This window comes from Ferrovibrio sp. GW821-FHT12E11 (genome assembly GCF_058806975.1).
Map to the genome: position 1 here is coordinate 3,903,567 of NZ_JBXAQG010000001.1, position 21,943 is coordinate 3,925,509.

General features: G+C 64.8%; 21 protein-coding genes. 8 read left to right on the forward strand and 13 right to left on the reverse strand.

Annotated features, from left to right (window positions below):
* Position 1 precedes the first annotated feature (1 nt).
* From AC1ROT_RS19435 to AC1ROT_RS19460, 6 genes are all read right to left on the reverse strand, one after another.
* On the reverse strand, positions 2–736 hold the full coding sequence (locus AC1ROT_RS19435; protein WP_493001182.1) for an ATP-binding cassette domain-containing protein: 735 nt from the start codon (positions 734–736) through the stop codon (positions 2–4).
* Positions 737–749: 13 nt separating this feature from the next.
* A complete protein-coding gene (locus AC1ROT_RS19440; RefSeq protein WP_492970891.1) occupies positions 750–1,457 on the reverse strand; it encodes an ABC transporter permease in 708 nt (235 codons plus the stop codon).
* A 70-nt stretch (positions 1,458–1,527) separates the two neighbouring features.
* Positions 1,528–1,956, reverse strand: coding sequence for a response regulator (locus AC1ROT_RS19445; RefSeq protein ID WP_492970890.1), 429 nt, complete (start codon positions 1,954–1,956; stop codon positions 1,528–1,530).
* Entirely contained in the window at positions 1,953–2,984 is a 1,032-nt protein-coding gene (locus tag AC1ROT_RS19450; RefSeq protein ID WP_493000980.1) for a sensor histidine kinase, read from the reverse strand. The genes AC1ROT_RS19445 and AC1ROT_RS19450 overlap by 4 nt, the downstream gene beginning before the upstream one ends.
* Positions 2,985–3,047: 63 nt before the next feature.
* A complete protein-coding gene (locus AC1ROT_RS19455; RefSeq protein WP_493000982.1) occupies positions 3,048–3,791 on the reverse strand; it encodes a cytochrome c biogenesis CcdA family protein in 744 nt (247 codons plus the stop codon).
* A 24-nt stretch (positions 3,792–3,815) separates the two neighbouring features.
* Positions 3,816–4,919 carry a YeeE/YedE family protein gene (locus AC1ROT_RS19460; RefSeq protein WP_492970887.1) on the reverse strand — a complete coding sequence of 368 codons (1,104 nt, stop codon included), beginning with the start codon at positions 4,917–4,919 and terminating at the stop codon, positions 3,816–3,818.
* Positions 4,920–5,048: 129 nt separating this feature from the next.
* Here AC1ROT_RS19460 and AC1ROT_RS19465 point away from each other — a divergent pair, with 129 nt between their 5' ends.
* The 4 genes from AC1ROT_RS19465 (at position 5,049) to AC1ROT_RS19480 (ending at position 7,055) form a co-directional block, all read left to right on the forward strand.
* Positions 5,049–5,273: a sulfurtransferase TusA family protein gene (locus AC1ROT_RS19465; RefSeq protein WP_493000984.1), complete on the forward strand. Its 225-nt coding sequence runs from the start codon at positions 5,049–5,051 to the stop codon at positions 5,271–5,273.
* 78 nt (positions 5,274–5,351) lie between these two features.
* Complete coding sequence (locus AC1ROT_RS19470) at positions 5,352–5,561, forward strand: hypothetical protein (protein WP_492970885.1); 210 nt, start codon at positions 5,352–5,354, stop codon at positions 5,559–5,561.
* A complete protein-coding gene (locus AC1ROT_RS19475; protein WP_493000986.1) occupies positions 5,558–5,989 on the forward strand; it encodes an SPOR domain-containing protein in 432 nt (143 codons plus the stop codon). Before AC1ROT_RS19470 ends, AC1ROT_RS19475 begins: the two co-directional genes overlap by 4 nt.
* Positions 5,990–6,170: 181 nt before the next feature.
* A complete protein-coding gene (locus AC1ROT_RS19480; RefSeq protein WP_492970883.1) occupies positions 6,171–7,055 on the forward strand; it encodes a hypothetical protein in 885 nt (294 codons plus the stop codon).
* A gap of 17 nt (positions 7,056–7,072) precedes the next feature.
* On the opposite strand, the gene AC1ROT_RS19485 is transcribed toward AC1ROT_RS19480, so the two are convergent.
* Together AC1ROT_RS19485 and gltX are read right to left on the reverse strand one after the other, a co-directional pair.
* Entirely contained in the window at positions 7,073–7,621 is a 549-nt protein-coding gene (locus tag AC1ROT_RS19485) for an RBBP9/YdeN family alpha/beta hydrolase (protein ID WP_493000988.1), read from the reverse strand.
* Between the two features lie 3 nt (positions 7,622–7,624).
* Positions 7,625–9,025: a glutamate--tRNA ligase gene (gene gltX, locus AC1ROT_RS19490; protein WP_493000990.1), complete on the reverse strand. Its 1,401-nt coding sequence runs from the start codon at positions 9,023–9,025 to the stop codon at positions 7,625–7,627.
* A 131-nt stretch (positions 9,026–9,156) separates the two neighbouring features.
* On the opposite strand from gltX, the gene AC1ROT_RS19495 reads away from it, so the two are divergent.
* Complete coding sequence (locus AC1ROT_RS19495) at positions 9,157–11,367, forward strand: ComEC/Rec2 family competence protein (RefSeq protein WP_493000992.1); 2,211 nt, start codon at positions 9,157–9,159, stop codon at positions 11,365–11,367.
* A 50-nt stretch (positions 11,368–11,417) separates the two neighbouring features.
* Here the strand turns inward: AC1ROT_RS19495 and lexA are convergent, their stop codons facing one another.
* A complete protein-coding gene (gene lexA, locus AC1ROT_RS19500) occupies positions 11,418–12,164 on the reverse strand; it encodes a transcriptional repressor LexA (protein WP_492970879.1) in 747 nt (248 codons plus the stop codon).
* A 326-nt stretch (positions 12,165–12,490) separates the two neighbouring features.
* On the opposite strand from lexA, the gene AC1ROT_RS19505 reads away from it, so the two are divergent.
* Positions 12,491–14,797 carry a methyl-accepting chemotaxis protein gene (locus tag AC1ROT_RS19505; protein WP_493000994.1) on the forward strand — a complete coding sequence of 769 codons (2,307 nt, stop codon included), beginning with the start codon at positions 12,491–12,493 and terminating at the stop codon, positions 14,795–14,797.
* On the opposite strand, the gene AC1ROT_RS19510 is transcribed toward AC1ROT_RS19505, so the two are convergent.
* Positions 14,767–15,288 (reverse strand): O-acetyl-ADP-ribose deacetylase, encoded by a 522-nt coding sequence (locus tag AC1ROT_RS19510; protein ID WP_493000996.1) that lies wholly within the window; start codon positions 15,286–15,288, stop codon positions 14,767–14,769. The genes AC1ROT_RS19505 and AC1ROT_RS19510 overlap by 31 nt on opposite strands.
* 136 nt (positions 15,289–15,424) lie before the next feature.
* Here AC1ROT_RS19510 and AC1ROT_RS19515 point away from each other — a divergent pair, with 136 nt between their 5' ends.
* A complete protein-coding gene (locus AC1ROT_RS19515; protein WP_493000998.1) occupies positions 15,425–16,843 on the forward strand; it encodes a divergent polysaccharide deacetylase family protein in 1,419 nt (472 codons plus the stop codon).
* A gap of 18 nt (positions 16,844–16,861) precedes the next feature.
* Here AC1ROT_RS19515 and AC1ROT_RS19520 read toward each other — a convergent pair whose 3' ends face one another.
* Both AC1ROT_RS19520 and AC1ROT_RS19525 read right to left on the reverse strand, forming a co-directional pair.
* Positions 16,862–17,755, reverse strand: coding sequence for a class I SAM-dependent DNA methyltransferase (locus AC1ROT_RS19520; RefSeq protein ID WP_493001000.1), 894 nt, complete (start codon positions 17,753–17,755; stop codon positions 16,862–16,864).
* A 103-nt stretch (positions 17,756–17,858) separates the two neighbouring features.
* Complete coding sequence (locus AC1ROT_RS19525; RefSeq protein WP_493001002.1) at positions 17,859–18,581, reverse strand: DNA-3-methyladenine glycosylase I; 723 nt, start codon at positions 18,579–18,581, stop codon at positions 17,859–17,861.
* A gap of 197 nt (positions 18,582–18,778) precedes the next feature.
* Between AC1ROT_RS19525 and AC1ROT_RS19530 the strand changes: the two genes are divergently transcribed.
* Positions 18,779–20,419 (forward strand): sensor histidine kinase, encoded by a 1,641-nt coding sequence (locus AC1ROT_RS19530; RefSeq protein WP_493001005.1) that lies wholly within the window; start codon positions 18,779–18,781, stop codon positions 20,417–20,419.
* 3 nt (positions 20,420–20,422) lie between these two features.
* On the opposite strand, the gene trpE is transcribed toward AC1ROT_RS19530, so the two are convergent.
* Positions 20,423–21,940: an anthranilate synthase component I gene (trpE, locus tag AC1ROT_RS19535; protein ID WP_492970872.1), complete on the reverse strand. Its 1,518-nt coding sequence runs from the start codon at positions 21,938–21,940 to the stop codon at positions 20,423–20,425.
* Positions 21,941–21,943 lie beyond the last annotated feature (3 nt).

Consider the following 21,943-nt stretch of genomic DNA (forward strand, 5'->3'; position numbering starts at 1 on the left):
ATTACCAGGTGAGATCGCCCTTCAGGAACGCGGCGGCTGCCTCGCTCTGGGGATTGTCGAAAAAGCGGTTGGCCGGTGTGCGTTCGGCCATGTTGCCGCCATGCAGGAAAATCACGTCGCCGGCCAGGCGGCGGGCCTGTCCCAGATCATGGGTGGTCATCACAATCTTGGTGCCGGTACGGCCGATGCTGTCGATGATGCCTTCCACCTGACGGGCGGCATTGGGATCCAGTGCCGCGGCGGGTTCGTCGAGGAACAGGATCTGCGGCTCCAGCGCCCAGGCGCGGGCCAGGGCCAGGCGCTGCTGCTCGCCGCCCGACAGCACGCGGGCCGGCCGGTCGGCAAAAGCGGCAAGACCGACGCGATCCAGCGCCGCCATTGCCTTGGCGGTGCGTGCGGCATGATCGAGGCCGCGCAGTTTGAGTGGAAATACCACATTACCCAGCACCGAACGGCGCAGCAGCACCGGCTTCTGGAACACCATGGCCTGGCCGAAGCGCAGGCTTTCCGGATTCTGTGCGGCGCTGCCCTGCCAGGAGACGCGGCCCGTTGTCGGCGTCAGCAGGCCGTGACATAGCCTTAGCAGCAGGCTTTTGCCCGCTCCGTTGGGGCCGAGCACCAGGGTCGGGGCACCGGTGTCGAAATCCAGGGTGATGTCCCGGATCAGGCTGCGGCCCGCCACGCTGTAGCCGACACCGTCCAGACGCAGCGGCAGTAGTGTGGCGCGGGCATGCATCGCAGTCACCGCGTCAGGCGCCCTGCCGCCGGCGCGCGGCATTGCCGAGCGTGGAGGCAGAGGCATTGATGCCGATGGCGATGCTGAGCAGAACAATGCCCAGTGCCATGGCCAGCGCCAGGTCGCCGCGGCTGGTCTCCAGTGAAATCGCAGTGGTCATGGTACGGGTATAGCCGGCGATGTTGCCGCCGACGATGATGATGGCGCCCACTTCGGCAATCGCGCGGCCGAAGCCGGCCAGCACGGCGGTGCTGAGCGAGAAGCGGCCGTCCCACAGCAGGGTGGCGATGGCTTTCAGCGGAGTGAGGCCGAGCGAACGCAGTTGCTCTTCGTATTCGCTCCACAGATCGGCGACGATCTGGCGCGACAGCGCGGCGACAATGGGAGTGATGAGCACCACCTGGGCCATCACCATGCCGGCCGGGCTGAACAGCCAGCCGAGCGGTCCGAGCGGACCGGAACGCGACAGCAGCAAATAGACGATCAGACCGACCACCACCGGCGGCAGGCCCATGCAGGCATTGAGGACGACAATACAGATGTTGCGGCCGGGGAAGCGGGTCAGCGCCAGCAGGGCGCCGAGCGGCAGGCCGATGGCGCTGCCGATCAGCACGGCGGTCAGGCTGACGCCGAGCGACAGGCCGACAATGCGCAGCAGCTCGGCATCGAGATGCAGCATCATCTGCAGGGACAGCAGGAAGGCGTCGGAAATCGTGTTCACGCTATCGACTTAGCGCAAACCGACGGCGGCAGGCAAAGAGATTAAACCGTTATTTTCAATCCGGTTTTGGCTACAAAAGTATTTGTTGCCAATCGGGCTTTGCGGTCGATACGGGGCGCTGCTCCGGCACCAGCTGGCGGATCATTGTCGCGAGCCTGGCTTCGCTGAACCATTTGCCGATGCTGGGCCGGTTCCGCCAGCGTCCGTCGAGGCCAGCTTCGGTATAACCGGTTGAAAAAAAGAAGGGGATGCCAAGGTCATCCAGCCAGCCGGCCAGTTCAAAGCTGCGTTCGCCCCGGATATTGATGTCCAGGATCGCGATATCGATGTCAGCCCGATGGTCCCGGACGCAATGGAAGGCATCCTCCAGATGCATAAAGGGCCCGAGCACCACACAACCGAGATCGAGCAGCAGGATGTCTTCTATCGCCATGGCAACCAGAGGCTCATCCTCGAGAAGCATGATTCTGACACCGGCGACGTCCGGATGGGCGCTCATCCGGAAAGCGCCTGGTATGGCAACACCATATGGCAGGTCAGACCGGTCGGTTCATACTCGATGGTGAGGGCCCCGTTCAGGTCGCCGGTGATACTGCGCTCGATCAGTCGCGAACCGAAGCCGTGGGACTGAGGTATCGTGGCGGGCGGGCCGCTGCTTTCCTGCCATTTGAGAACCAGAGGGCTTGTGGGATCGGCAAGGCGCTGCCAGCGGATAGTGAGGCGACCCTCCGGAACAGAGAGCGCGCCATATTTCGACGCATTGATCGCCAATTCGTGAAATACCATGCCCAGGGATAGCGCGCTTCGGGGCGGCAGGCAGACCGGTTCTCCTGCCAGCGTAATCTGCGTCTCGATGCCATAGGGCTCGAATTCTGCCTGCAGCAGACCCTGCAGGTCCGGGCCCTCCCACGCACTCTGGATCAGCGCATTATGGGTGCGCGACAGGGCCATCAGGCGGGACTGGAACGCTTCGACAAAATCGCCCGGGTTTACGCAGCCGCGCAGTGTATTCGTCGCGATGGCGGAGACGGTCGCCAGGACATTTTCAATCCTGTGATTCATCTCGTCCATCAGAAACTGTTGCTGCTCTTGTGCCGCGACACTCTCGGTCACGTCGATGCCCGAGACGAAAACGCCTGAAATGGTGCCATCGTTTTCGAATAACGGCTGACAGGTCAGGTCGAGATAATAAATGGCAGGCTGGAGCGTGTTGTGGCGCGGTGGCGCAAAGCGAAGGCCGCGGCCGGTATAGGGAAGACCATGAATGAAGGCGTCGTCGAGACGGCGTGTGAGATTCTGCGCCTGCTCGCCCTGCAGCAGCATGCCCATGGGCACCCCGACGACGTCGTAACCGAACAGATCGAACCAGCGGTGATTGACGAACTCGAAAATATGCTGCGGGCCACGCAGCACGCCCATCAATCCCGGCGAGGTATCGAACAGATGCAGCAGGAAGTCGCGTTCATCCAGCAGAAACTGGCTCTGAGCTTTCAGCACGCGCGTCTTTTCTGTTATGCCTGCGTTCATGCCGGTACCGTGCAGAGCAAAATAGGCGCGGGTCTAGTGATCTTTTGGCGCTACGCGACGGTGTCAGCCGATCAGGGCGAACCAGGGAAAAATTTCCAGTAGGTAATAGCTGAACTGCCCCAGGCTGTTAGTGAAGATCAGCAGGCCAGTGACCACCAGGAGTACCCCGGCGGTGATATCCACCTTGCGCAGGTGCTGCCGGAATTTCCGCATGAAGCTCATGAACGGCTTCATCGCCAGCGCCGCCAGCAGGAAGGGAATGCCCAGACCCAGTGCATAGGTTGCCAGCAGCGAGATGCCATAGCCGAGATCTTCGCGGCTGGCGGCCACGGTGAGGATGGTGGCAAGGATCGGGCCGATGCAGGGCGTCCAGCCGAAGGCGAAAGCCAGGCCGATGACATAGGCGCCCACCAGATTGGCCGGCCGCTCCTCGGTGGTGATGCGCGCTTCGCGGTACAGCAGCGGGATTTTCAGCAGGCCCATCGTGTGCAGGCCGAACAGCACGATCACCGCGCCGGCGATTTTCGCGATGATGTCGATATGCTGTACCAGCAGGCGGTTCAGCGCCGAGGCTGAGGCCCCCATGATGATGAACACGGTGGAGAAGCCGATGACAAAGGCCAGCGCCGAGACGACGACGCGGCGCGTCAGTGCCGGATCGACGGCGTCTGCGGCCACCACGCGGTCCAGCGTGGTGCCGGCAACGAAGCACAGATAGGCTGGCACCAGCGGCAGCACGCAGGGGCTGAGAAAGCTGATCAGCCCGGCGCCGGCGGCGCCGGCATAGGAAATATCGAGGCCGCCCATGATGGCGTTGTTGCTCCGGCTGTTTCAGTCGCGCGCGAACAGTGCGCGCACGGCGCCTGTGAGGCTGCCTTCCTCAAGATAGCGGACCCCCAGGATGCCGCCAATCACGATGCCGGCGACTGCGACAAAGCTGCTCAGGGCCAGCGTGCTCAGGCCGGTCAGGCCCTGACCGACGGTGCAGCCCATGGCCAGCACACCGCCGATGCCCATCAGCACGCCGCCAAACAGATGCGACAGCATGTCGGTTGCGCTGCTAAAGCCTTCGAGGTGGAAGCTGCCGGTTGCTCTGGCCATCAGAAAGGCGCCGAGGATCACGCCGCCGACACTGCTGATGCCGAAATCGAGCTTGGCGCCGGTGAAGGTCATCAGGTATTGCAGCGCCGCACCGATTGGCGCCACGAAGGTCATCGAAGCCAGCGGCACCGGGTCGAAATCGTCGGCGCCAAGGATGCCGGTCGCGGCCCAGCCGGCGGTGATGACCAGCCCCACGATCGCGCCGGCCGCGATCAGCACCGGCCTGGTCCTGAAGCGTGCGTCTTTGAACACCCAGAGCAGCAGCAGAGCGGGAATGGCCGCCGCGAGGAACCAGCGCAGCATCTGCACATCCTGTCCGAGCAGACCGCCGAGAAGGTCGGGCAGCGACTGGCCGGCAAAGCCGCGCGGCTTGAGGTCGATGGCCGTCGAGCGTTCGAGCCAGGCCCGGGCGGGACCGAGCAGGCCGCGCAGGGTGATGTAACCCGAGAGCCCGATCATCAGCACCACCAGCAGGGATTTCAGGTTGCCGGCGCCCAGACGGGCTAGCGTGCGGTTGCCGCAGCCGCCGGCCTGCACCATGCCGAAGCCGAACAGCAGGCCGCCGAGCAGGGCACCGAACCAGCCGATTGTCGCGGTCGCATAGATCGAGCTGCCCAGGTCGATCAGGCCGGCCAGATGCAGTCCCTGGCTGCCCAGCATGGCTACGGCAATTGCCAGTACCCAGCTGCGCAGCCGGCTGGCATCCCCCATCAGCACTGCGTCGCTGATCGCGCCCATGGTGCAGAAGTTGCTCCGCTGCACGGTGGCGCCGAACACCATCCCCAGCAGCAGGCCGGCCAGGTTGACGAGTACAGGCAGGGGCAGGGCGGTCATGGCCGCTGGGTCTCCGAGGGCAAATTTGCCAGTGTTTATGCCAAGATGCTGGGATTATAGGATTTACATAAGCCATGGGAAGTATTAAGTTTTCCCACGTCCGTTTTGTGGGATTTAAGTCGGATTGCCATGACCCAGACTCTCGATGTCAAAGGGCTGAACTGTCCTCTGCCGGTGCTGCGCACCAAGAAGGCGATGAAGGCCGTGCCGAAGGGTGAAATCCTGACCGTGGAAGCCACCGACCCGCAGGCGCCGACCGATATCGCCGCGCTCTGTGAGGCGGCCGGGTTTGCCCTGCTGTCGTCGGAGCAGAATAACGGGGTTTTTGTGTTCCAGATTCGCCAGCCGGCGTAACCACGCGCTCTATGCGGGACGTTGGCGCAGTGCAGCGAAATGCGCTAGCGTGCGGTCAACCGATTCAAGGTGTTTCAGATGGCCAAGTTTACCGCCGCGGATATCGTTCCCGGCCAGCGTTTCGAGCAGCGACAGGGCTTTATCTGGCGGGTGGCACGCCTGATCCAATTCCCTGGCGAGGATGTCCAGCACGTCCAGCTGATCAACGAGCGCGATGCCAGCAGCACCAAGACCGTCTCGGTCAGCGCCATGCTGGATCGCAGCCTGTTCAAGCTGGTCGAGAAATGACCCTGACGGTTCTGCCGTCGCTGTCCGGCCGCCTTGCGGCCCTGTTCCTGACTGCTCTGCTGGTCGCCTGCGCCACCGAACCGGCGATGGTCCCGGTTGAACTTCCGGCGGCGGTGGAGCCCGAGCCGGTGGTCCGGGTCGCTGAACCCTCGCCGCCGCCGGCCCCGATGGTCCTGCGCTATGCCGGCCATGTCGCCAGCTACAAAACCCTGGCCGAAGCTGAAGCCGCCTGGCCCCGGCTGGCCGAACGGTTTCCGGTGCTGAAAGATGCAGCCCGCCGCTATGTCGAGATCGATCTGGGCGGCCAGCGGGGCAAGGTGATGCGCCTGCTGGTGGGTGGATTCGCCGACCAGCCCGGAGCCCTGGCCTACTGCCGCAGCCTGCGTGGCGCCGGCCTGTATTGCGCCCCGCACGAGCTGCCCGCGTGAACCTCCTGCGATCTCAGTCGTTTAGCGGCGCAGGACACTTCATGGTTTGGTCACAATTCATAGGCAGACTTACAGTTGCAGTGGTATTGCTGCGTAGCAGTATTTCTGCAAAAATCGGCCCCAATACCCGCGTTGCATGTGCTTCCCGGACAAAGATTGATAAAGGCGGAGCAATCCCGCAGTGAGTCAGGCGATCAAACCGGTTGTTCAGGAAACCCTGAAGCTGGTCGGCGTGGTGGAAAACCAGAGCCGCGAGCTGCTCGCTTTTTGTCAGGACGACAAGAATCTCAACGGCACTTTCGGTGACTACAAGCGCTTCGTCGAGAAGATGGAGCACTTCTACGTCTTCGTTGATCTGGTCGATGGGCGCATCCCGGAATTCGAAGAGACCAAACGCCGGCCACTGCAGAAGCATCTGTCGAAGATCCGCTGGAAGATCACCATCCTCGAGCTGGATACCACCCGGATTTATCTGATCAACATCACGCGTGCGGGCCGGCGCCTGCCGATCGGCGCGCGCGAATTCCTGTCGCGCCGCCTGAATCGCCTGGGCGAGATCGCCGAGTATTATGATCGCTTCGGCGAAGAGCATGATCTGGCGCCGCTGAGCCACGAACTCATTGAGGCCGTGCGCAAGCTGCTGGAACAGAGCATCGAGAATGCGCCGCGTCTGGAGGAATTCCAGCCCGCACCGCCGCCGCCGCGTCTCTCGGCCACGCCGTCCACCGCTGTCATGACGTCGCAACTGGTGTCGCCGGATGCCATCGCGGCGTCGCGCGGCAGCGGCACGGCCCTGCCGCCGCTGCCGGCCAAGCTCAATGTCAAGGAACAGTGGGGCCGCTTCTTCGTCGAGAAGGGCTCTGTGGTTGCGGTGTCGCAGGCCTGCAAGATGGCGGCGATCTCGCTCGACCAGTTGGCGCTGCGCATCGGCGTCAGCCGTGTCAACCTGACGCTGATGCTCAGCGGTCAGGATCCGATGCCGCGTCCGGCCATCGAAAAGCTGCAGCAGTTCATGATGGACCAGGCCCGCATGTCGCGGCAGACCGAACTGCGCCGCCAGCTCTGATCAGCCGACGCCTTTACTCAGCCCGCGTCGATCAACTCTTCCAGCAATGCCTGTCCGAACGGCCAGTCGCCCAGATTGGACGCGCCGTTGATATGACCGAGCGCGCCGGCATCGACTAGCCGCGCATGCCAGCGTGCGGCGAAATGCTGGGCGCGGGTAAAATCGACATAGGGATCGTTCGTGCTCGCCACCACGATGGTGGGACAGGTGAAACGCGTCAGCGGCATCGGGCGGAAGCCACGCGTCTCCGGCGGCGTATGGCTTTCTGAATCGATATCGGCCGGCGCCACCAGCAATGCGCCATGCAGTTCGCCGTCATGGCGCGTCACCCAGTGGCCGACCAGCGAACAGGCCAGGCTGTGCGCCACCAGCACCGGCGGTTTCGGGCAGGCGGCAATCGCCGCATCCAGCCGTGCCAGCCAGTCGGCGAAATCCGGTTGGTCCCAGTCGGCCTGTTCGACGCGGATATAGTCGGGATTGCGCTGCTGCCAGTGGCTCTGCCAGTGCTGCGGCCCGGAATTGCCCAGGCCGGGCACGATCAGGATCGGAGGCCGCACCCGCGACATGGCTTAAGCCGCAGCGTCGGCCAGACGCGCGAGCGTTTCCTCGCGGCCCAGCACGGCCAGCACATCGAAGATCGGTGGCGACACGGTGCGGCCGGTCAGTGCCGCGCGCAGCGGCTGTGCCAGCTGGCCGAGTTTCACCTGCTGCGTCTCGCTCAAGGCGCGGATTGCGGCTTCGGTATTCGCTGCCGTCCAGTCCGCAACGCCGGTCAGCGTTTCGATCATGGTCTTCAGGCGTGCCTTGGCGGCATCGTCCAGGTGTTTCTGGGCGGCGGCATCGGGCGCGATGGGGCGGGCAGCGAACAGGAACTGCAGAGATTCCGTGATCTCGTTCAGGTCTTTGGCGCGCTCTTTCACGGCGGGCAGGATCGCCTTGATCTGCGCGGCCTCGGCCTGGTTCGGCGCGCGGCCGATCTTCTTCTCGATGAAGGGCAGGGCGGCCGTCATCAGCTCGTCATCCGCCGCCTGGCGGATGTAATGGCCGTTCAGATTGTTCAGCTTGACGAAATCGAAACGCGCCGGCGAACGACCGACATGATCGAGGCCGAACCATTCGATGGCCTGCTGGGTCGAGATGATTTCGTCATCGCCATGGCTCCAGCCCAGGCGCAGCAGGTAGTTGCGCATCGCCGCCGGCAGATAGCCCATATCGGCATAGGCTTCCGTGCCCAGCGCGCCATGGCGCTTGGACAGTTTGGCGCCGTCGCTGCCATGGATCAGCGGGATATGCGCAAAGTCGGGCACGGCGAAGCCGGCCGCCAGATAGAGCTGGCTCTGGCGCGCGGCATTGGTCAGATGATCGTCGCCACGGATGATATGGGTGATGCCCATGTCGTGGTCGTCGACGACGACCGAGAGATTGTAAGTCGGCGTGCCGTCCGAGCGCAGGATGATGAGGTCGTCGAGCTGCTCGTTCTGGAAGGTGACATCACCCTGCACATGATCCTTGATCACAGTGCTGCCGGTCTGCGGCGCCTTGAAACGCACGACGGGTTTAACGCCGGCCGGCGCATCCTTCGGATCGCGGTCGCGCCAGCGGCCGTCATAGCGGATCGGTTTGCCTTCCGCCTTGGCCTTGTTGCGCATCTCCTCCAGCTCTTCGGGCGAGCAGTAGCAGTGATAGGCCTTGCCCTCGGCCAGCAGCTGATGCGCCACCTCGGCATGACGGTTCATGCGGGCGAACTGCATCACCGGCTCGCCATCCCAGTCCAGTCCCAGCCACTTCAGGCCCTGGAAAATCTTCTGCACGGCATCGTCGGTCGAACGCTCGCGATCGGTGTCTTCGATGCGCAGCAGGAAGGTGCCGCCGTGGTGGCGCGAGAACAGCCAGTTGAACAGGGCCGTCCGGGCACCGCCGATATGCAGGTAGCCGGTCGGCGAGGGGGCGAAGCGGGTAACGACCTTCATGGAACGATCCAGACGCGAGAGCGGAAATGACGATTGCCGCAGGGTTTTAGCATACGGGTGCAGGCGGGCAAGCCGCGTTCCCGATTTGCACGGATTGGCGACCGCAGGGCAGGTATGCAGAGTTTTCCGCCATGGCCCGTCTGGCGCAACAGCTATTATGGCAGCGGTTGGTTTCGGGGCTTGTCGCAGGCATGGCGGCAGGCTGGCGCGATCTGCGCGATTTCGATGCCATCGCCACATTGCTGGCCGAGCGCGAACGCTGGTTTCTCTGGCTGCCGGCCCTGCTGGGGACCGGCATTGCCGCATATTTCCTTCTCCCCACCGAACCGCCGCTGCTGCCCTTGCGGCTGGGTGTGGCGGCGCTGGTTCTGGCGCTGGTGCTGTTCGCACGCCGGGCGCTGTGGCGACTGCCCCTGATTATGGCTCTGGCCGTTACGGCCGGGGTGTGGCTTGGCGCGGAACGCAGTGCCAGCGTGGCGGCGCCGGTCCTGCAGCGGATGAGCGGCGCGGTCTGGCTCGAAGGTCGGGTTCTGGACGCCGAGCCGCGCGATGCCGGTCATCGCCTGCTGCTGGACCGCGTCAGCTTCAGCGGCCTTGGCGAGCCGGAAACGCCGCGTCGCGTGCGGATCACGCTCAACCGTGACGGCAGCATTCTGTGGCCGGGTGACCGTATCCGCCTGCGCGTCATGCTGCTGCCGCCGCCGGAGCCGGCGATGCCCGACGCCTTCGACTTTGCGCGCTATGCCTGGTTTCGCCAGATTGGCGCCGTGGGCTATGCGATCAGCACGCCCGAAGCCATGCCGGAGACCGAACCCGAAGACTGGCGCGATGCGGCATTGCTGTCGCTCAGTGCCCTGCGGCAGGATTGGACGCGCCGTATCGCCGCGCAGACCGAGGGCGCCGGCGGCGCGATTGCCGCAGCGCTGATGACCGGCGTGCGCGGACCGATCCCCGACAGCGTGGATGCGGCATTCCGCGATTCTGGCCTGGCACATATTCTCTCGATCTCGGGCCTGCATCTCACCCTGGTGGCTGGCCTGCTGTTCTTTCTCGTGCGCGGCCTGCTGGCGCTCAGTCCGCATCTGGCCCTGCATTACCCGATCAAGAAATGGGCGGCGGTCGCGGCCCTGCTCGGCGCCACCGCCTATACGCTGCTCTCGGGCGCGGCACTGCCCACGCTGCGGGCGCTGGTGATGATCGCCCTGGCGCTGATCGCCGTGATGCTGGACCGCCGTGCCATCACGCTGCGCGCGGTGGCCTGGGCAGCCTTGCTGCTGCTGGTGCTCTGGCCCGACAGTCTGCTCGATCCCGGATTCCAGATGTCCTTTGCCGCCGTCACCGCGCTGGTGGCGGCATTCGAGCAATTCGCGCCGCGACTGACGCGCTGGCGCAGCGAGGCGGGACCAGTAAAGATCGCTATGCTCTGGCTGCTCGGCACCATGGCGGCCAGCTTCGTGGCCGGGCTGGGTTCGTCCTTTTTCGCCGCCTATCATTTCAATCGCGTCGCTGATTATGCCCTGATCGCCAACCTGCTGGCCGCGCCGCTGGTGGATTTCCTGATCATGCCGTTGATCGTGTTGGCCTTCCTGCTGATGCCGCTGGGCCTCGAAGCTCTCGCGCTGGTGCCGATGGTCTGGTGCATCGATCTGCTGATCGCGCTGGCGCAATGGGTGGCCGGCTGGCCCGATGCCGTTGGCGTGGTGCCGGCAATGCCACTTTGGGGCCTGGGTGCCATTGCCGGCGGCGGTCTGTGGTTATGCCTGTGGCAGCAGCGCTGGCGCTGGCTCGGGCTGGCTGGTCTCCTGATCGGTACGGCTTCACCCTGGCTGGTGCCGCAGCCCGATCTGCTGGTCAGCGGCGATGGTCGCCTGATTGCAGCCCGGGCGCTGGATGACCGGTATTATCTGACCTCCACGCCGCCGCGCGGCTTTGCTGCCGAAACCTGGTGGGAGCGGCTGGGAGCGCCGCCGCTTTATCCCTGGCCGACGCTCAGACGCAACGACACCGAAGGCCGGTCCGGCGTCGACGGCAGCCTGCGCTGCGATCCGGAGGGCTGCTCCTGGCGGCGTGATGGTTTTCTGGTGGCGCTGCCGCGGCAGCCGAAGGCGATCACCGAAGACTGCAAACATGCCGATGTGGTGATCGCGGCCCAGATGCCGATCCGCTATCGCTGTCCGGCCGCAAGAATCGTCATCGATCGCAACGATCTGTGGCGTGGCGGCACGCATGCGCTGTTCCTGGCGCGCGAAACCGGGACCATCCGCCTGCTCACCGTGGCACAGCAGCGCGGTCGCCGGCCCTGGGTCGTGCCCAAGGGGCACGGGCCCGAGCGCGGTTCATAAAAAACGGGGCGCCAAAGGGCGCCCCGCTTGGTATTCAATCCGGCTGAAACTCAGTAGCGGCGGAGCAGGCCGACCAGGCGGCCCTGCACCTTCACTCGGTCGGGGCCGAAGATGCGCGTTTCGTAGGCCGGGTTGGCGGCTTCGAGCGCCACCGAGTTGCCTTTGCGGCGCAGGCGCTTCAGCGTCACTTCCTGATCGTCGACCAGGGCGACGACGACGGTGCCGTTTTCGGCATTGTCACTGCGCTGGATGATGACGGTGTCGCCATCCATGATGCCGGCATCGACCATCGAATCGCCGGCGACTTCCAGGGCGTAGTGTTCGCCATTGCCCAGCAGGCCGATCGGCACATCGATCTGCGTGCTCATGTCGCGCAGCGCCTCGATCGGCGTGCCGGCGGCGATGCGGCCGTAGAGCGGCAGGGTGACGATGTCGCGGGCGTTATAGGGATTGACGTTCACCGGCGTGCCGGCCATGGGGCTGTTGCCGCCGGCCCCGCCTTCGATGGCGCGCGGCATCAGGCGGTTGCGCGGGGTGGCGCTGCGGGCCGGGGCCCCGACGCCGCCGCGAACCGGCACGGCCGAATCGGGCAGGCGCAGCACTTCCAGGGCGCGGGCGCGATGGGCGAGACGGCGGATGAAGCCGCGCTCTTCCAGGCCGGTCACCAGGCGATGGATGCCCGACTTGGATTTCAGCTTCATCGCCTCCTTCATTTCCTCGAAGGACGGCGACACGCCGGAATTCTCCAGCTTGTCGTGAATAAAGAGCAGCAGGTCGTGCTGTTTCCGGGTCAGCATGGAAGCCTCCTCGATTTAAGGTCCTGGGCGGTCGGGGCCGGGGAGTGGGACAGGCCGGCGACAAACCAGAACGAACATGAAACCCACGAAATGTTCTAATGAGGTTCTGTATTCGGGTCAAGTATTTTTCCACAGGCTAGGGCCCACATCTAGTAGGAGAACGAAAAGAGCTTCCTATAGGTTGAGTTGTCGCCGAACATACACCCGTATCTCTCTCCCCCCCTTTACGGCGGTGGCTCCAGTGGGAAAGTATGTCGGTAAGTAAGAAAAGCCGGCATGGCTTCAGAGCCGGACGCCCAGAAGGACGTCCGCAGGGGGAGGAAAGTATGGGTATTCGTCAGAAGCTTTATCTGGCCATTGGCGTCCTTGCGGCGCTGACGCTGGTCTCGAATGTCATCGGCGGCCTGTTCTTCGGCCGCGTCGAGAACAGCTATGCCGGCATCACCACCACCAACCTACCAGCGGTGATCACGGCGCTGGAGCTTTCGGGCACCAGCGCCGACCTCGCGGCCGGCGCACCGGTGCTGGCCAATGCCACCAGCGACGAGGATCGCGAAAAGGCGCTCACCGCGCTCAGGGCCAAGCAGGCCAAGCTCAAGCAGTCGGTGGAAACCGTGAAGGTGGCGGCGCCGGCCGGCCAGACCGAGCAGATCGAGGCGATCGAGAAATCGGTCGATTTCCTCAACACCATGGTGGCGCAGATCAACCGCTCGGTGAATGCGCGGCTTGGCTATGTGAAGCAGCGCGAAGAGCTGCAGACCAGGATGAGCGCCGACTACATCACCTTCCAGTCGCTGATGCAGCCGGCGCTGGATCGCGCCATCTACGAGCTGCGCCAGCCCAATGCGAAATCGGAGGCCGCCGATGCGGCCAATGCCCTGATCGCCGCCGGCAATGCGGTGAACCAGCTGGTGGCGGTGATGGCGGTGGCAGCGCAGGCGCCAAGCAACCCTGAGCTCGACAAGCTGTTCAGCGAATTCGTCAAGCTGAACAGTAGCGCGCTTGAAGAGCTCGACTGGGCCAGCAAGAAGTTCGACGTCATCGAACTGCAGAACACCACCAACAAGCTGCTAGGCTACGGCCAGGGTTCGGAAAGCATCTTCCAGATCCGGCGCGGCGAGATCCGCACCATGACCACAGCCGGCCTGGCATTGACGCAGGCGCGCGATGCCGCTGCCGAACTCGGCACCAAGGTCGGGGCACTGGTGGCAGCCGCCACCGCAGCAGCCGATGCCGCGTCCGCTTCGGCAGCCGGGCAGGCGACCACGGCGCAGCTGGTGCTGGTGGCGATCACCGTGATCTGCCTGGTCATCGCGCTGCTGATCGGGCTGATGTTCATCGGGCCGCAGATCGTGGCGCCGATCCTGCGCATGACCGCGGTGACCCGGCGTCTGGCCGACCGCGACTGGTCGGTCGAACTGCAGGAGACCGGCCGCTCGGACGAGATCGGCGAGATGGCGCGCGCCGTCGAGGTGCTGAAGACCAACGGCCAGGAGAATGAAAAGCTGCAGCAGCAGGTCGAGCGCGACCGCGAGAATTTCGAGGCCGAGCGTAAGACACAGGAAAAGCTGCTGGAAGACGCCATCGGCCAGATCGTCGCCTCGGCCACCGCCGGCGACCTGACGCGCCGTATCGACGCTGACGCGTTGCAGGGCGTGATGCAGCGCCTGGGTCTGGGCATGAACGATCTGCTGGGCACCGTCGACAAGGCGCTGGCCGATCTGGGCAGCATGCTGGGGGCGCTGGCCCAGGGCGATCTGACGCATCGCATCGCCGGCGGCCATCGTGGCGTGTTCGAGCAACTCTCCGATGACGCCAATACGCTGGCGGAAAAGCTGGCCGATATCGTTGGCCGCCTGTCGCAGACCGCCGGCAATGTGCGGGATGCCTCGGCCGAAATCTCGGTCGGCAGCGGCGATCTGGCCCAGCGCACCGAGCAGCAGGCCGCCAACCTGCAGCGCACCGCCGCGTCGATGGAAGAGATCACTGCCACCGTGCGGCATAACGCAGACAATGCGCGTCAGGCCAGCCAGCTGGCCGTCACGGCGCGCGACACCGCCGATCGCGGCGGCACCGTGGTCGGCCGTGCCGTCGAGGCGATGCGCGAGATCGAGGAGAGCGCCCGCAAGATCGTCGATATCGTCGGCCTGATCGACGAGATCGCCTTCCAGACGAATCTTCTGGCGCTGAATGCCAGCGTCGAGGCCGCCCGGGCAGGCGAGTCCGGCAAGGGCTTCGCCGTGGTGGCGCAGGAGGTGCGCACATTGGCCCAGCGCTCGGCCGATGCCAGCAAGCAGATCAAGGGTCTGATCTCGGCCTCGAATGCGCAGGTGAAATCTGGTGCTGCGCTGGTCAACGAGGCGGGCGGCAGCCTCACCGGTATCGTCGATGCCGTGAAACGGGTCGCCGGCATCATCGAGGAGATTTCGATCGCCAGCCAGGAGCAGGCGTCAGGACTGGACGAGATCAACGATTCCGTGACGCAGATGGACGAGATGACCCAGCGCAACGGCGCCCTCGTCGAGCAGACCACGGCTTCGGCCCAGTCGCTGGCCGATCAGGCGCGCGAACTGGCCACCTCGATCACCTTCTTCCGGCTCGATCAGGAGCCGCTGGCCAGGGCGGCCGAATAGACGGCCGCCGCCTCTGCGGAGAAACAGCAGAAGATCACCCGCTGCGGCCAGTTGTTGCCCTGCAGGTGCTGTCGGGTCTCGGCCACGGCAATCGTGGTGGCCGGCTGCAGCGGGTAGCCATAGATGCCGGTCGAGATCGCGGGAAAGGCAATCGCCGCCAGCCGGTATTCCGCCGCCAGGGCCAGGCTGTTGCGATAACAGCGTGCCAGCAGTGCCGCTTCGTTGCGCCTGCCGCCATGCCAGACCGGCCCGACGGTATGGATCACATGGCGGGCCGGCAGAGTGTAGCCCGCCGTGATACGAGCCTCGCCGGTGGGACAGCCGCCAATAGCGCGGCATTCCGCCAGCAGTCCCGGTCCGGCCGCGCGGTGGATGGCGCCATCGACGCCGCCACCGCCCAGCAGGCTTTCGTTGGCGGCATTGACGATGGCGTCGACCTCCAGACGCGTGATGTCGTCGGTAATAATGTCGATCTTTGCTGCCTCGCCCATAGCCAAAGTTTAATGCCTTTCCGAGTCGACGGGCAGGGCTGTCTTTACGCTTCGCTAACCATGCCGAAACGACAATGACGGCAACGCGTTGCACACCGCCCTTGCCGTGTCCGCCGCAATCCTTTAACCGGGTCAGATGAGCGATCCTGCCGCCCTCAGATTGAAGACGCGCCGCACCGCTTCGGCACAGGCTGCCGCCGGTGCCTATGGCGCCATGCAGACGCGTAGCGTCCCGGGCCACCCGATCCCGGCTGCTGCTCCGGCGGCTGCAACTCCTCCGCAGAAGACCCGTGGTTTCCTGGCGGTCAACTGGCCGCTGATGACAGCCGCAGCCGCGCTGCTGGCTGGCGGTGTGGCCATGGGCATGGCGGTGGGCCACGCGCCGCGACCGCAGCCCGTTGCCGTCGCCGTCGTGGCGCCGCTGCAGCCGCAACCGGCAGAAGCTGCGCCCGTTGCTCCCACGGCTGCGCCCGAGATTCGCCCCGAACGGGGCTGGCGCCCGATTTCCGAATTCGCCCAGCAGGCCGCCGTCATGCCGCCGCTGCCTGAACCGATCAAGGTCGATCCGGTGCCGACGCCGGCCATCATGGCCAGCGCACCGGCGACGGTCACCGAACCCGTGAAGCCCGAGCCAAAGCCTGAGATCGCTGCGGCTCCGGCCGCGCCTGCTGCCGTGCCGGCAAATCCGGCATCGCCACTCCCGGCTCCGGTGACTCAGGCTGCTGTTCCGGCGGTGGCCAAAAAGGCACCGGCCAGCGATAAACCGGTCCAGTTGACGGCTGCGCCCGCGCCGCCGCCGTCGCTTGCTCCGCGCAATCCCGGCGAAGCGCCGGCCTGGCGCGCGCGCGCCGTGGCGCCGCCTGCTGCGGCCAAGCCGCCCTTCGTGGCTTTCCTGATCGACGATGCCGGCCTCGACCGCAAAGGCACCCAGCGCGCCACCAGGCTGCAGGGGCCGGTGACGCTGTCGTTCATGAGCTACGCGAACGATCTGTCGGAGCAGAGTGCGGCGGCGCGTGCTGCCGGCCATGAGGTGATGCTGCATCTGCCGATGGAGCCGCTGGATGCCCGGCGCAACAATCCCGGTCCCAATGCGCTGTATGTCGGCCTCGACGAGGCTGAGCTGCAGCGCCGGATCGCCTGGCATCTGGATCGCTTCAGCGACTATGTCGGCGTGAACAACCACATGGGCAGCCGCTTCACGGCCAATGCCGCCGGCATGGGCGCGGTGCTGAACGAACTGAACCGTCGTCAGGTCTTCTGGCTCGACAGCCTGTCGGGCCCCAGCTCGGCCGGCCCGGCGCTGGCGCGCCAGCGCGGTCTGGATGCGGCCGAACGGGATCTCTTCCTCGATGACGAGCGCTCGCCGGGCATCGGCCATGAACTGGCGGCGATGGAACGCATCGCCAGGGCGCGCGGCGATGTCATCGCCATCGGGCATCCCCATGCCGCCACGCTGACCGCTATGGAAAACTGGATTGCGACGGCGAAAGAGCGCGGCTTCAGCCTGGTGCCGGTCAGCACGGTGCTGCTGCGTCGTCAGCAGCAGGAACGCTGAACCTTACAATTTACCGGATCAGTTGACGGTCTTGACGAAGCGGTAGGCGCGTGCCGGCGTGATTTTGCCGGCCTCGATGCGGATGACGCCGTCCACGCAGTCGGCATGGCGCAGCAGCCGGTCGGCACAGCGGCGCAGATAGGCATCGGCATGGCTGTAGCGGCCGCTGGCGGTCAGCGCAAAGCCGGCCTCACCGGTTTCCACGGTGAACAGGAAACTGCCGCCGGGTTTCAGCGCGCGAGTCACCAGACGGAAAAGATCGGCCACATCGCCGATATAGATCAGCGTGTCGGCGGCGATCACCATGTCATAGGCCGCTTCCGGCGCCTGGCGCAGCAGCTCATGCACTTCGCCGAGCTGCAGCGTGTCGTAGATGCCGCGATTGCCAGCCTGGCGCAGCATGCCGGGCGACAGGTCCATGCCGTCCAGCCGGGCGGCATAGGGGCGGAAGGGCTGGCCGCTCATGCCGGTGCCGCAACCCAGGTCGAGAATGCGGGCGGTCGGCTGCACCGGCCACTGCGCGCGTTCGGCCAGGCTGTGCAGCATCTGCGGGCCCTGATAGCCGAGCCGTGCGAGATGCGCATCGAATTCGCTGGCATAGGTGTTGAACAGCCAGGTGACATAGGTATCGGGTGCGCGCAGCGTATTGGTGCCGGTCAGGGAGTCGAGCAGGTGGCGCACGACACCGGATTTGGGCGACAGGACCTGCGCCCGGCGCAGGCTGCTCACGGCGTCATCGGGGCGCTTCTGATCGATCTGGCAAAGGGCGAGGCCAAGCCAGGACAGCGGCCGTTCGTCGCGCGCCACGGCCTGCGCGAAGCAGGCTTCCGCTTCCGCATGCTGGCCAGCGTCGCGGGCCTGGATGCCGCGCTGTTCCCAGCTGACGGCGTCGAGTGAAAGGTCGTGTTGCATCAGGCCAAGCTAGCGGCGGATGCCGTATCCGGGCCAACGATATAATTGAGTTTATTTGCAGCGGTGTTTACGGGCCGATAACCATAACTGGCAGGATTATGTCTTACTCGGCCTCGCCCATCGCGCGCTTGAGCCGCTCGGCTTCGTAGTTTTCGCCGATCGACATCGCGCAAATCCGCGAAATATGCACCAGCGGCAGGCCGCTTTCCTTCGCCCAGATATTGAACTGCGCCTGGATTTTTTTCATGTCGCCTTTCGAGGCGGCCTTGTCGGTCAGCGCGACGCCGGCATCGCGCAGGCACAGGATCACGTCGCGCGAGGCGATGAAGCTGTCGCGGCCAAGGAAGCGGATCAGGTACTGGCCGGTATTGCCGCCGAGTCGCGATCCGCGCCTGGCCAGCAGCTCCAGCAGGCCGACCTGATCCTCCTTCGGCCAGGTGGCGAGCAGTTTGCCGAAGCTGCCGTATTCGGCGGCGATGTCGACCACAAACTGGGCGTTGTCGCGCACGCTGCGGATTTTCTGCGGATTGCGCACGATGCGCTTGTCGGAGGTGAGCTTCTCCCAGAATTCATCCGGCTTGTGCGCCAGTTTGCGCGGCTCGAACTTCTGGAAGGCGGTCTCGAAGCCGTCCCACTTGTTCTCGATGACGCTCCAGACAAAGCCAGCCGAGAAGACCCGCTTCGCCATCTCGGCCAACGCGCGATCGTCCTTCAGCTTCAGCAGCGCCTTCTGGTCCGGCACTGCCGGCAGCAGTTTTTTGAGGGCGGCCGGGCCGCCTTTGCGCTTTTCCGCGCGGGCGCGAATGGTTTTGAAGGCGGTCGGCATGATGGCGGTCTGGACTTCGAATAGCGGGGTAGACTGACGAATTTTTAGTTGTCGCAGATAATTGTTCCTGACCATACTTTCTGCCTGACAGCATGTCATCTGTTATCGGTGCTCAGACCTTGGACTCGAAAGTCATACCTGGTGTCGGCTGGATGGGGAGAGCCATTCGATCTCCCCACAGACTCCTTCTTGTCCTGATGGCATTCGTTCTGATCGTCGCCTGGGCCGTCACGATTGCGCTGATCGTGGAAGACCGCAAGCGCATCTATCAGTCGGCCGAGGCTGAACTGACCGGCGCCATCCCGGTGTTGCGAATCCATGCCCGGCGGAGCCTGGATACGGCCCATGCAATTCTGGTGGCGATCGACGAGGCCCTGCAGGCGGATGTAGAGGATGTCAGTTTGCATCGCCTGAGCGAACTGGCGCTCAGGATGCAGAGCAGCGATGATGATCCGATCGGCATTGCCATTATCGACGGCCGCGAGCGGCTGATCCGCATCGAAGGCGGCGGCGGCAATGTCTTTGTCGGCGACCGCGAATATATGGCGGCCATTCGCGATGCGACACCTGGCACGCTGCATATGGGTGAACCCCTGTCGAGCCGCACCAGTGGCCGTGCCGTTATCCCGATGGTGATGAAAGCACGCAAGAACCCTTCCGATATCGGGGTCATTCTCGCCGCAATACCGGTGGCCAGCTTCGAGGAGGCCTATCGCGATCTGCTGATCTCGGCGCCCTCGGCCATCGGCCTGCTGCGCAAGGATGGGCTGGTGCTGCATCTGACGCCCGATCCGAAAGAGCGGATCGGCAAGATACTGGCGGGTTTCGATCTCGATGCGCTCAGCCGGCAGTACCAGCCGGTGACGGCCTTCAGACAGGACCGTACGGGTGATCTGGGTCTTCGCATCAAGGCCAGCTATGCGCCGGTAACGCCGTATCCGATTATCGTTGCCGCGGCGTTGCGTGAAGAATCGCTGCAAATGGCCTGGCACGCGCAGGCTTGGCCCAAGCTGGTCGGCATGTCGTTCGGTTCGCTTGTGATTGCACTGCTGACGGGCTGGCTGTCTGTGCTGATGGTACGACGTGATGCTGCCATGAAACGCGTGACCGAGGCGCTGGCCGAACTGGATGCAGCCAACCAGGCCAAGCGCGATTTCATGGCGCGCATGAGTCATGAACTGCGCACGCCGCTGAACGCCATCCTCGGGTTTTCTGAGCTGATCTCGGGCGCCATGGTCGGGCCGCTGGCCAAGACCTATCAGGATTACGGACGCGACATCCATCGCAGCGGCGATCATCTGCTGGGGATGATCAACCAGGTGCTGGACATCACCCGCATCGAAGCTGGCGCCCTGAAGGTGGAACCGGGGCCGGTCGATCTGGACGTCATGGCCGAAGAGGTGACGGCAATTCTGCGGCCGCTGGCCGATGCGAGGGATAACAGCGTCCGTTTCGAGATCGACCCGGATGCCCGCCACCTGCTGGCCGATCCGATGATGCTGCGACAGATGCTGCTGAACCTGATTTCCAATGCGCTGAAATTCAGCCCGCCGGGTCAGGTGGTGACGGTCGTGGGACGGGTGACCGAGGGCGGGTTGACACTCAGCGTGCAGGATCGCGGTCCGGGTATCCGGCCCGACAAGCTGTCGCATCTGTTCGAACCCTTCGGCAGCGGCCAGTCGATGCTGGCCGATCACAGTGCCGGGCTCGGGCTCGGGCTGCCGATCGTCAAGAAGCTGGTGGAGATGCATGGCGGCGCGCTCAGCATCGCCACCGGTCCCGAGGCCGGCACGGCGATCACCCTGCAGTTCCCGCTGGCGAACCGGATCGCTGCGTAAGGTCTACTGCCCGCGGCCTGTGCGGCTGGCGTAGCGTTCGGCTTCCTCGGCGGCGCGGATCAGCGCTTTCGCCTTGTTGACGCATTCGACATGCTCGGACATCGGGTCGCTGTCGGCGACGATGCCGGCGCCGGCCTGCACATACATGGTGCCGTCCTTCACCAGCGCGGTGCGCAGCGTGATGCAGGTATCCATGGTGCCGTTGGCGGAGAAATAGCCGACGCCGCCGGCATAAAAGCTGCGGCGCACGGATTCCAGCTCGTCGATCACTTCCATCGCCCGCACCTTGGGTGCCCCCGAGACCGTACCGGCCGGGAAGCCAGCGAACATGGCGTCCAGCGCATCGAGATCGGGGCGGATCTTGCCCTCGACATTCGAGACGATATGCATGACGTGGCTGTAACGTTCGATCAGGTTGCGCTCGGTCACCTTCACCGTGCCGATCTGCGCCACGCGGCCGACATCGTTGCGGCCGAGATCGAGCAGCATCAGATGCTCGGCCAGTTCCTTCGGATCGCTCAGCAGGTCATCGGCCAGCGCCTGGTCCTCGGCCGGGGTGGCGCCGCGCTTGCGCGTACCGGCAATCGGCCGGATGGTCACTGTGTCGTCGCGCAGGCGCACCAGAATCTCAGGTGACGAACCGACGAGACAGGGACCGCCGAGATTGAGATAGAACATGAAGGGCGAGGGGTTGGTGCGGCGGAGCGCGCGATAGAGCGCAAACGGCGGCAGACGGAACGGCAGGCTGAAGCGTTGGCCCACAACGACCTGGAAGATGTCACCGGCGGCGATGTACTCTTTCGCCTTCAGCACCATCGCCATGTAATCCTCGGGCGACATGTTCGACTGCGGCTCGGGCAGGGCATCCAGATCGGCGATCTGGTCGCGCACCGCACCCAGCGGGCGGTCGAGATCAGCGACGATATCGGACAGCCGCTCGCTCGCCATCGCATAGGCCGCCCGCGCATCCATGCCGCTCTGCGGCCGCACCGGCGTCACCAGCGTGATCATGTCGAGCACGGAATCGAAAATCGCCATCACGGTCGGCCGCATCAGCAGGCCGTCCGGTAGTCCGAGCGTATCGGGGTTGGAATCCGGCACCTTCGGTTCGACCAGCCGCACCATGTCATAGCCGATGAAGCCGACGATGCCGGCGGCCATCGGCGGCAGGTTCACCGGCAGGTCGATATGGCTTTCGGCCAGCAGGGCGCGCAGCGACTCAAGCGTCGGCTCCTTGCAGGGCTCGAAGGCGGTGGTGTCGAAGCGCGCCTTGCGGTTGATCTCGGCCTTCTGGCCGTGGCAGCGCCACAGCAGGTCAGGCTTCAGCCCGATGATCGAATAGCGGCCACGCACCGCGCCACCCTCGATCGATTCCAGCAGGCAGGACCACGGCCGGTCGGCCAGTTTCAGGAAGGCGGAAACCGGCGTCTCCAGGTCGGCGACCAACTGGGTCGACAGCACCTGGGCTTCGCCCGCCATGTAGCGCTGGGCGAAGCTGGCATAGTCGGGCGTGATCTTCATGAC

Excerpts from the sequence above, each read along its gene's own strand:
- AC1ROT_RS19475 (WP_493000986.1), top strand. The coding sequence starts at position 5,558 with ATGACCCTGACGGTTCTGCCGTCGCTGTCCGGCCGCCTTGCGGCCCTG.
- AC1ROT_RS19485 (WP_493000988.1), bottom strand. The coding sequence starts at position 7,621 with ATGTCGCGGGTGCGGCCTCCGATCCTGATCGTGCCCGGCCTGGGCAAT.
- AC1ROT_RS19460 (WP_492970887.1), bottom strand. The coding sequence starts at position 4,919 with ATGACCGCCCTGCCCCTGCCTGTACTCGTCAACCTGGCCGGCCTGCTG.
- AC1ROT_RS19520 (WP_493001000.1), bottom strand. The coding sequence starts at position 17,755 with ATGCAACACGACCTTTCACTCGACGCCGTCAGCTGGGAACAGCGCGGC.
- AC1ROT_RS19470 (WP_492970885.1), top strand. The coding sequence starts at position 5,352 with ATGGCCAAGTTTACCGCCGCGGATATCGTTCCCGGCCAGCGTTTCGAG.
- AC1ROT_RS19445 (WP_492970890.1), bottom strand. The coding sequence starts at position 1,956 with ATGAGCGCCCATCCGGACGTCGCCGGTGTCAGAATCATGCTTCTCGAG.
- trpE (WP_492970872.1), bottom strand. The coding sequence starts at position 21,940 with ATGAAGATCACGCCCGACTATGCCAGCTTCGCCCAGCGCTACATGGCG.
- AC1ROT_RS19530 (WP_493001005.1), top strand. The coding sequence starts at position 18,779 with ATGGCATTCGTTCTGATCGTCGCCTGGGCCGTCACGATTGCGCTGATC.
- gltX (WP_493000990.1), bottom strand. The coding sequence starts at position 9,025 with ATGAAGGTCGTTACCCGCTTCGCCCCCTCGCCGACCGGCTACCTGCAT.
- AC1ROT_RS19495 (WP_493000992.1), top strand. The coding sequence starts at position 9,157 with ATGGCCCGTCTGGCGCAACAGCTATTATGGCAGCGGTTGGTTTCGGGG.
- AC1ROT_RS19455 (WP_493000982.1), bottom strand. The coding sequence starts at position 3,791 with ATGGGCGGCCTCGATATTTCCTATGCCGGCGCCGCCGGCGCCGGGCTG.
- lexA (WP_492970879.1), bottom strand. The coding sequence starts at position 12,164 with ATGCTGACCCGGAAACAGCACGACCTGCTGCTCTTTATTCACGACAAG.
- AC1ROT_RS19510 (WP_493000996.1), bottom strand. The coding sequence starts at position 15,288 with ATGGGCGAGGCAGCAAAGATCGACATTATTACCGACGACATCACGCGT.
- AC1ROT_RS19465 (WP_493000984.1), top strand. The coding sequence starts at position 5,049 with ATGACCCAGACTCTCGATGTCAAAGGGCTGAACTGTCCTCTGCCGGTG.
- AC1ROT_RS19450 (WP_493000980.1), bottom strand. The coding sequence starts at position 2,984 with ATGAACGCAGGCATAACAGAAAAGACGCGCGTGCTGAAAGCTCAGAGC.
- AC1ROT_RS19525 (WP_493001002.1), bottom strand. The coding sequence starts at position 18,581 with ATGCCGACCGCCTTCAAAACCATTCGCGCCCGCGCGGAAAAGCGCAAA.
- AC1ROT_RS19515 (WP_493000998.1), top strand. The coding sequence starts at position 15,425 with ATGAGCGATCCTGCCGCCCTCAGATTGAAGACGCGCCGCACCGCTTCG.
- AC1ROT_RS19435 (WP_493001182.1), bottom strand. The coding sequence starts at position 736 with ATGCATGCCCGCGCCACACTACTGCCGCTGCGTCTGGACGGTGTCGGC.
- AC1ROT_RS19505 (WP_493000994.1), top strand. The coding sequence starts at position 12,491 with ATGGGTATTCGTCAGAAGCTTTATCTGGCCATTGGCGTCCTTGCGGCG.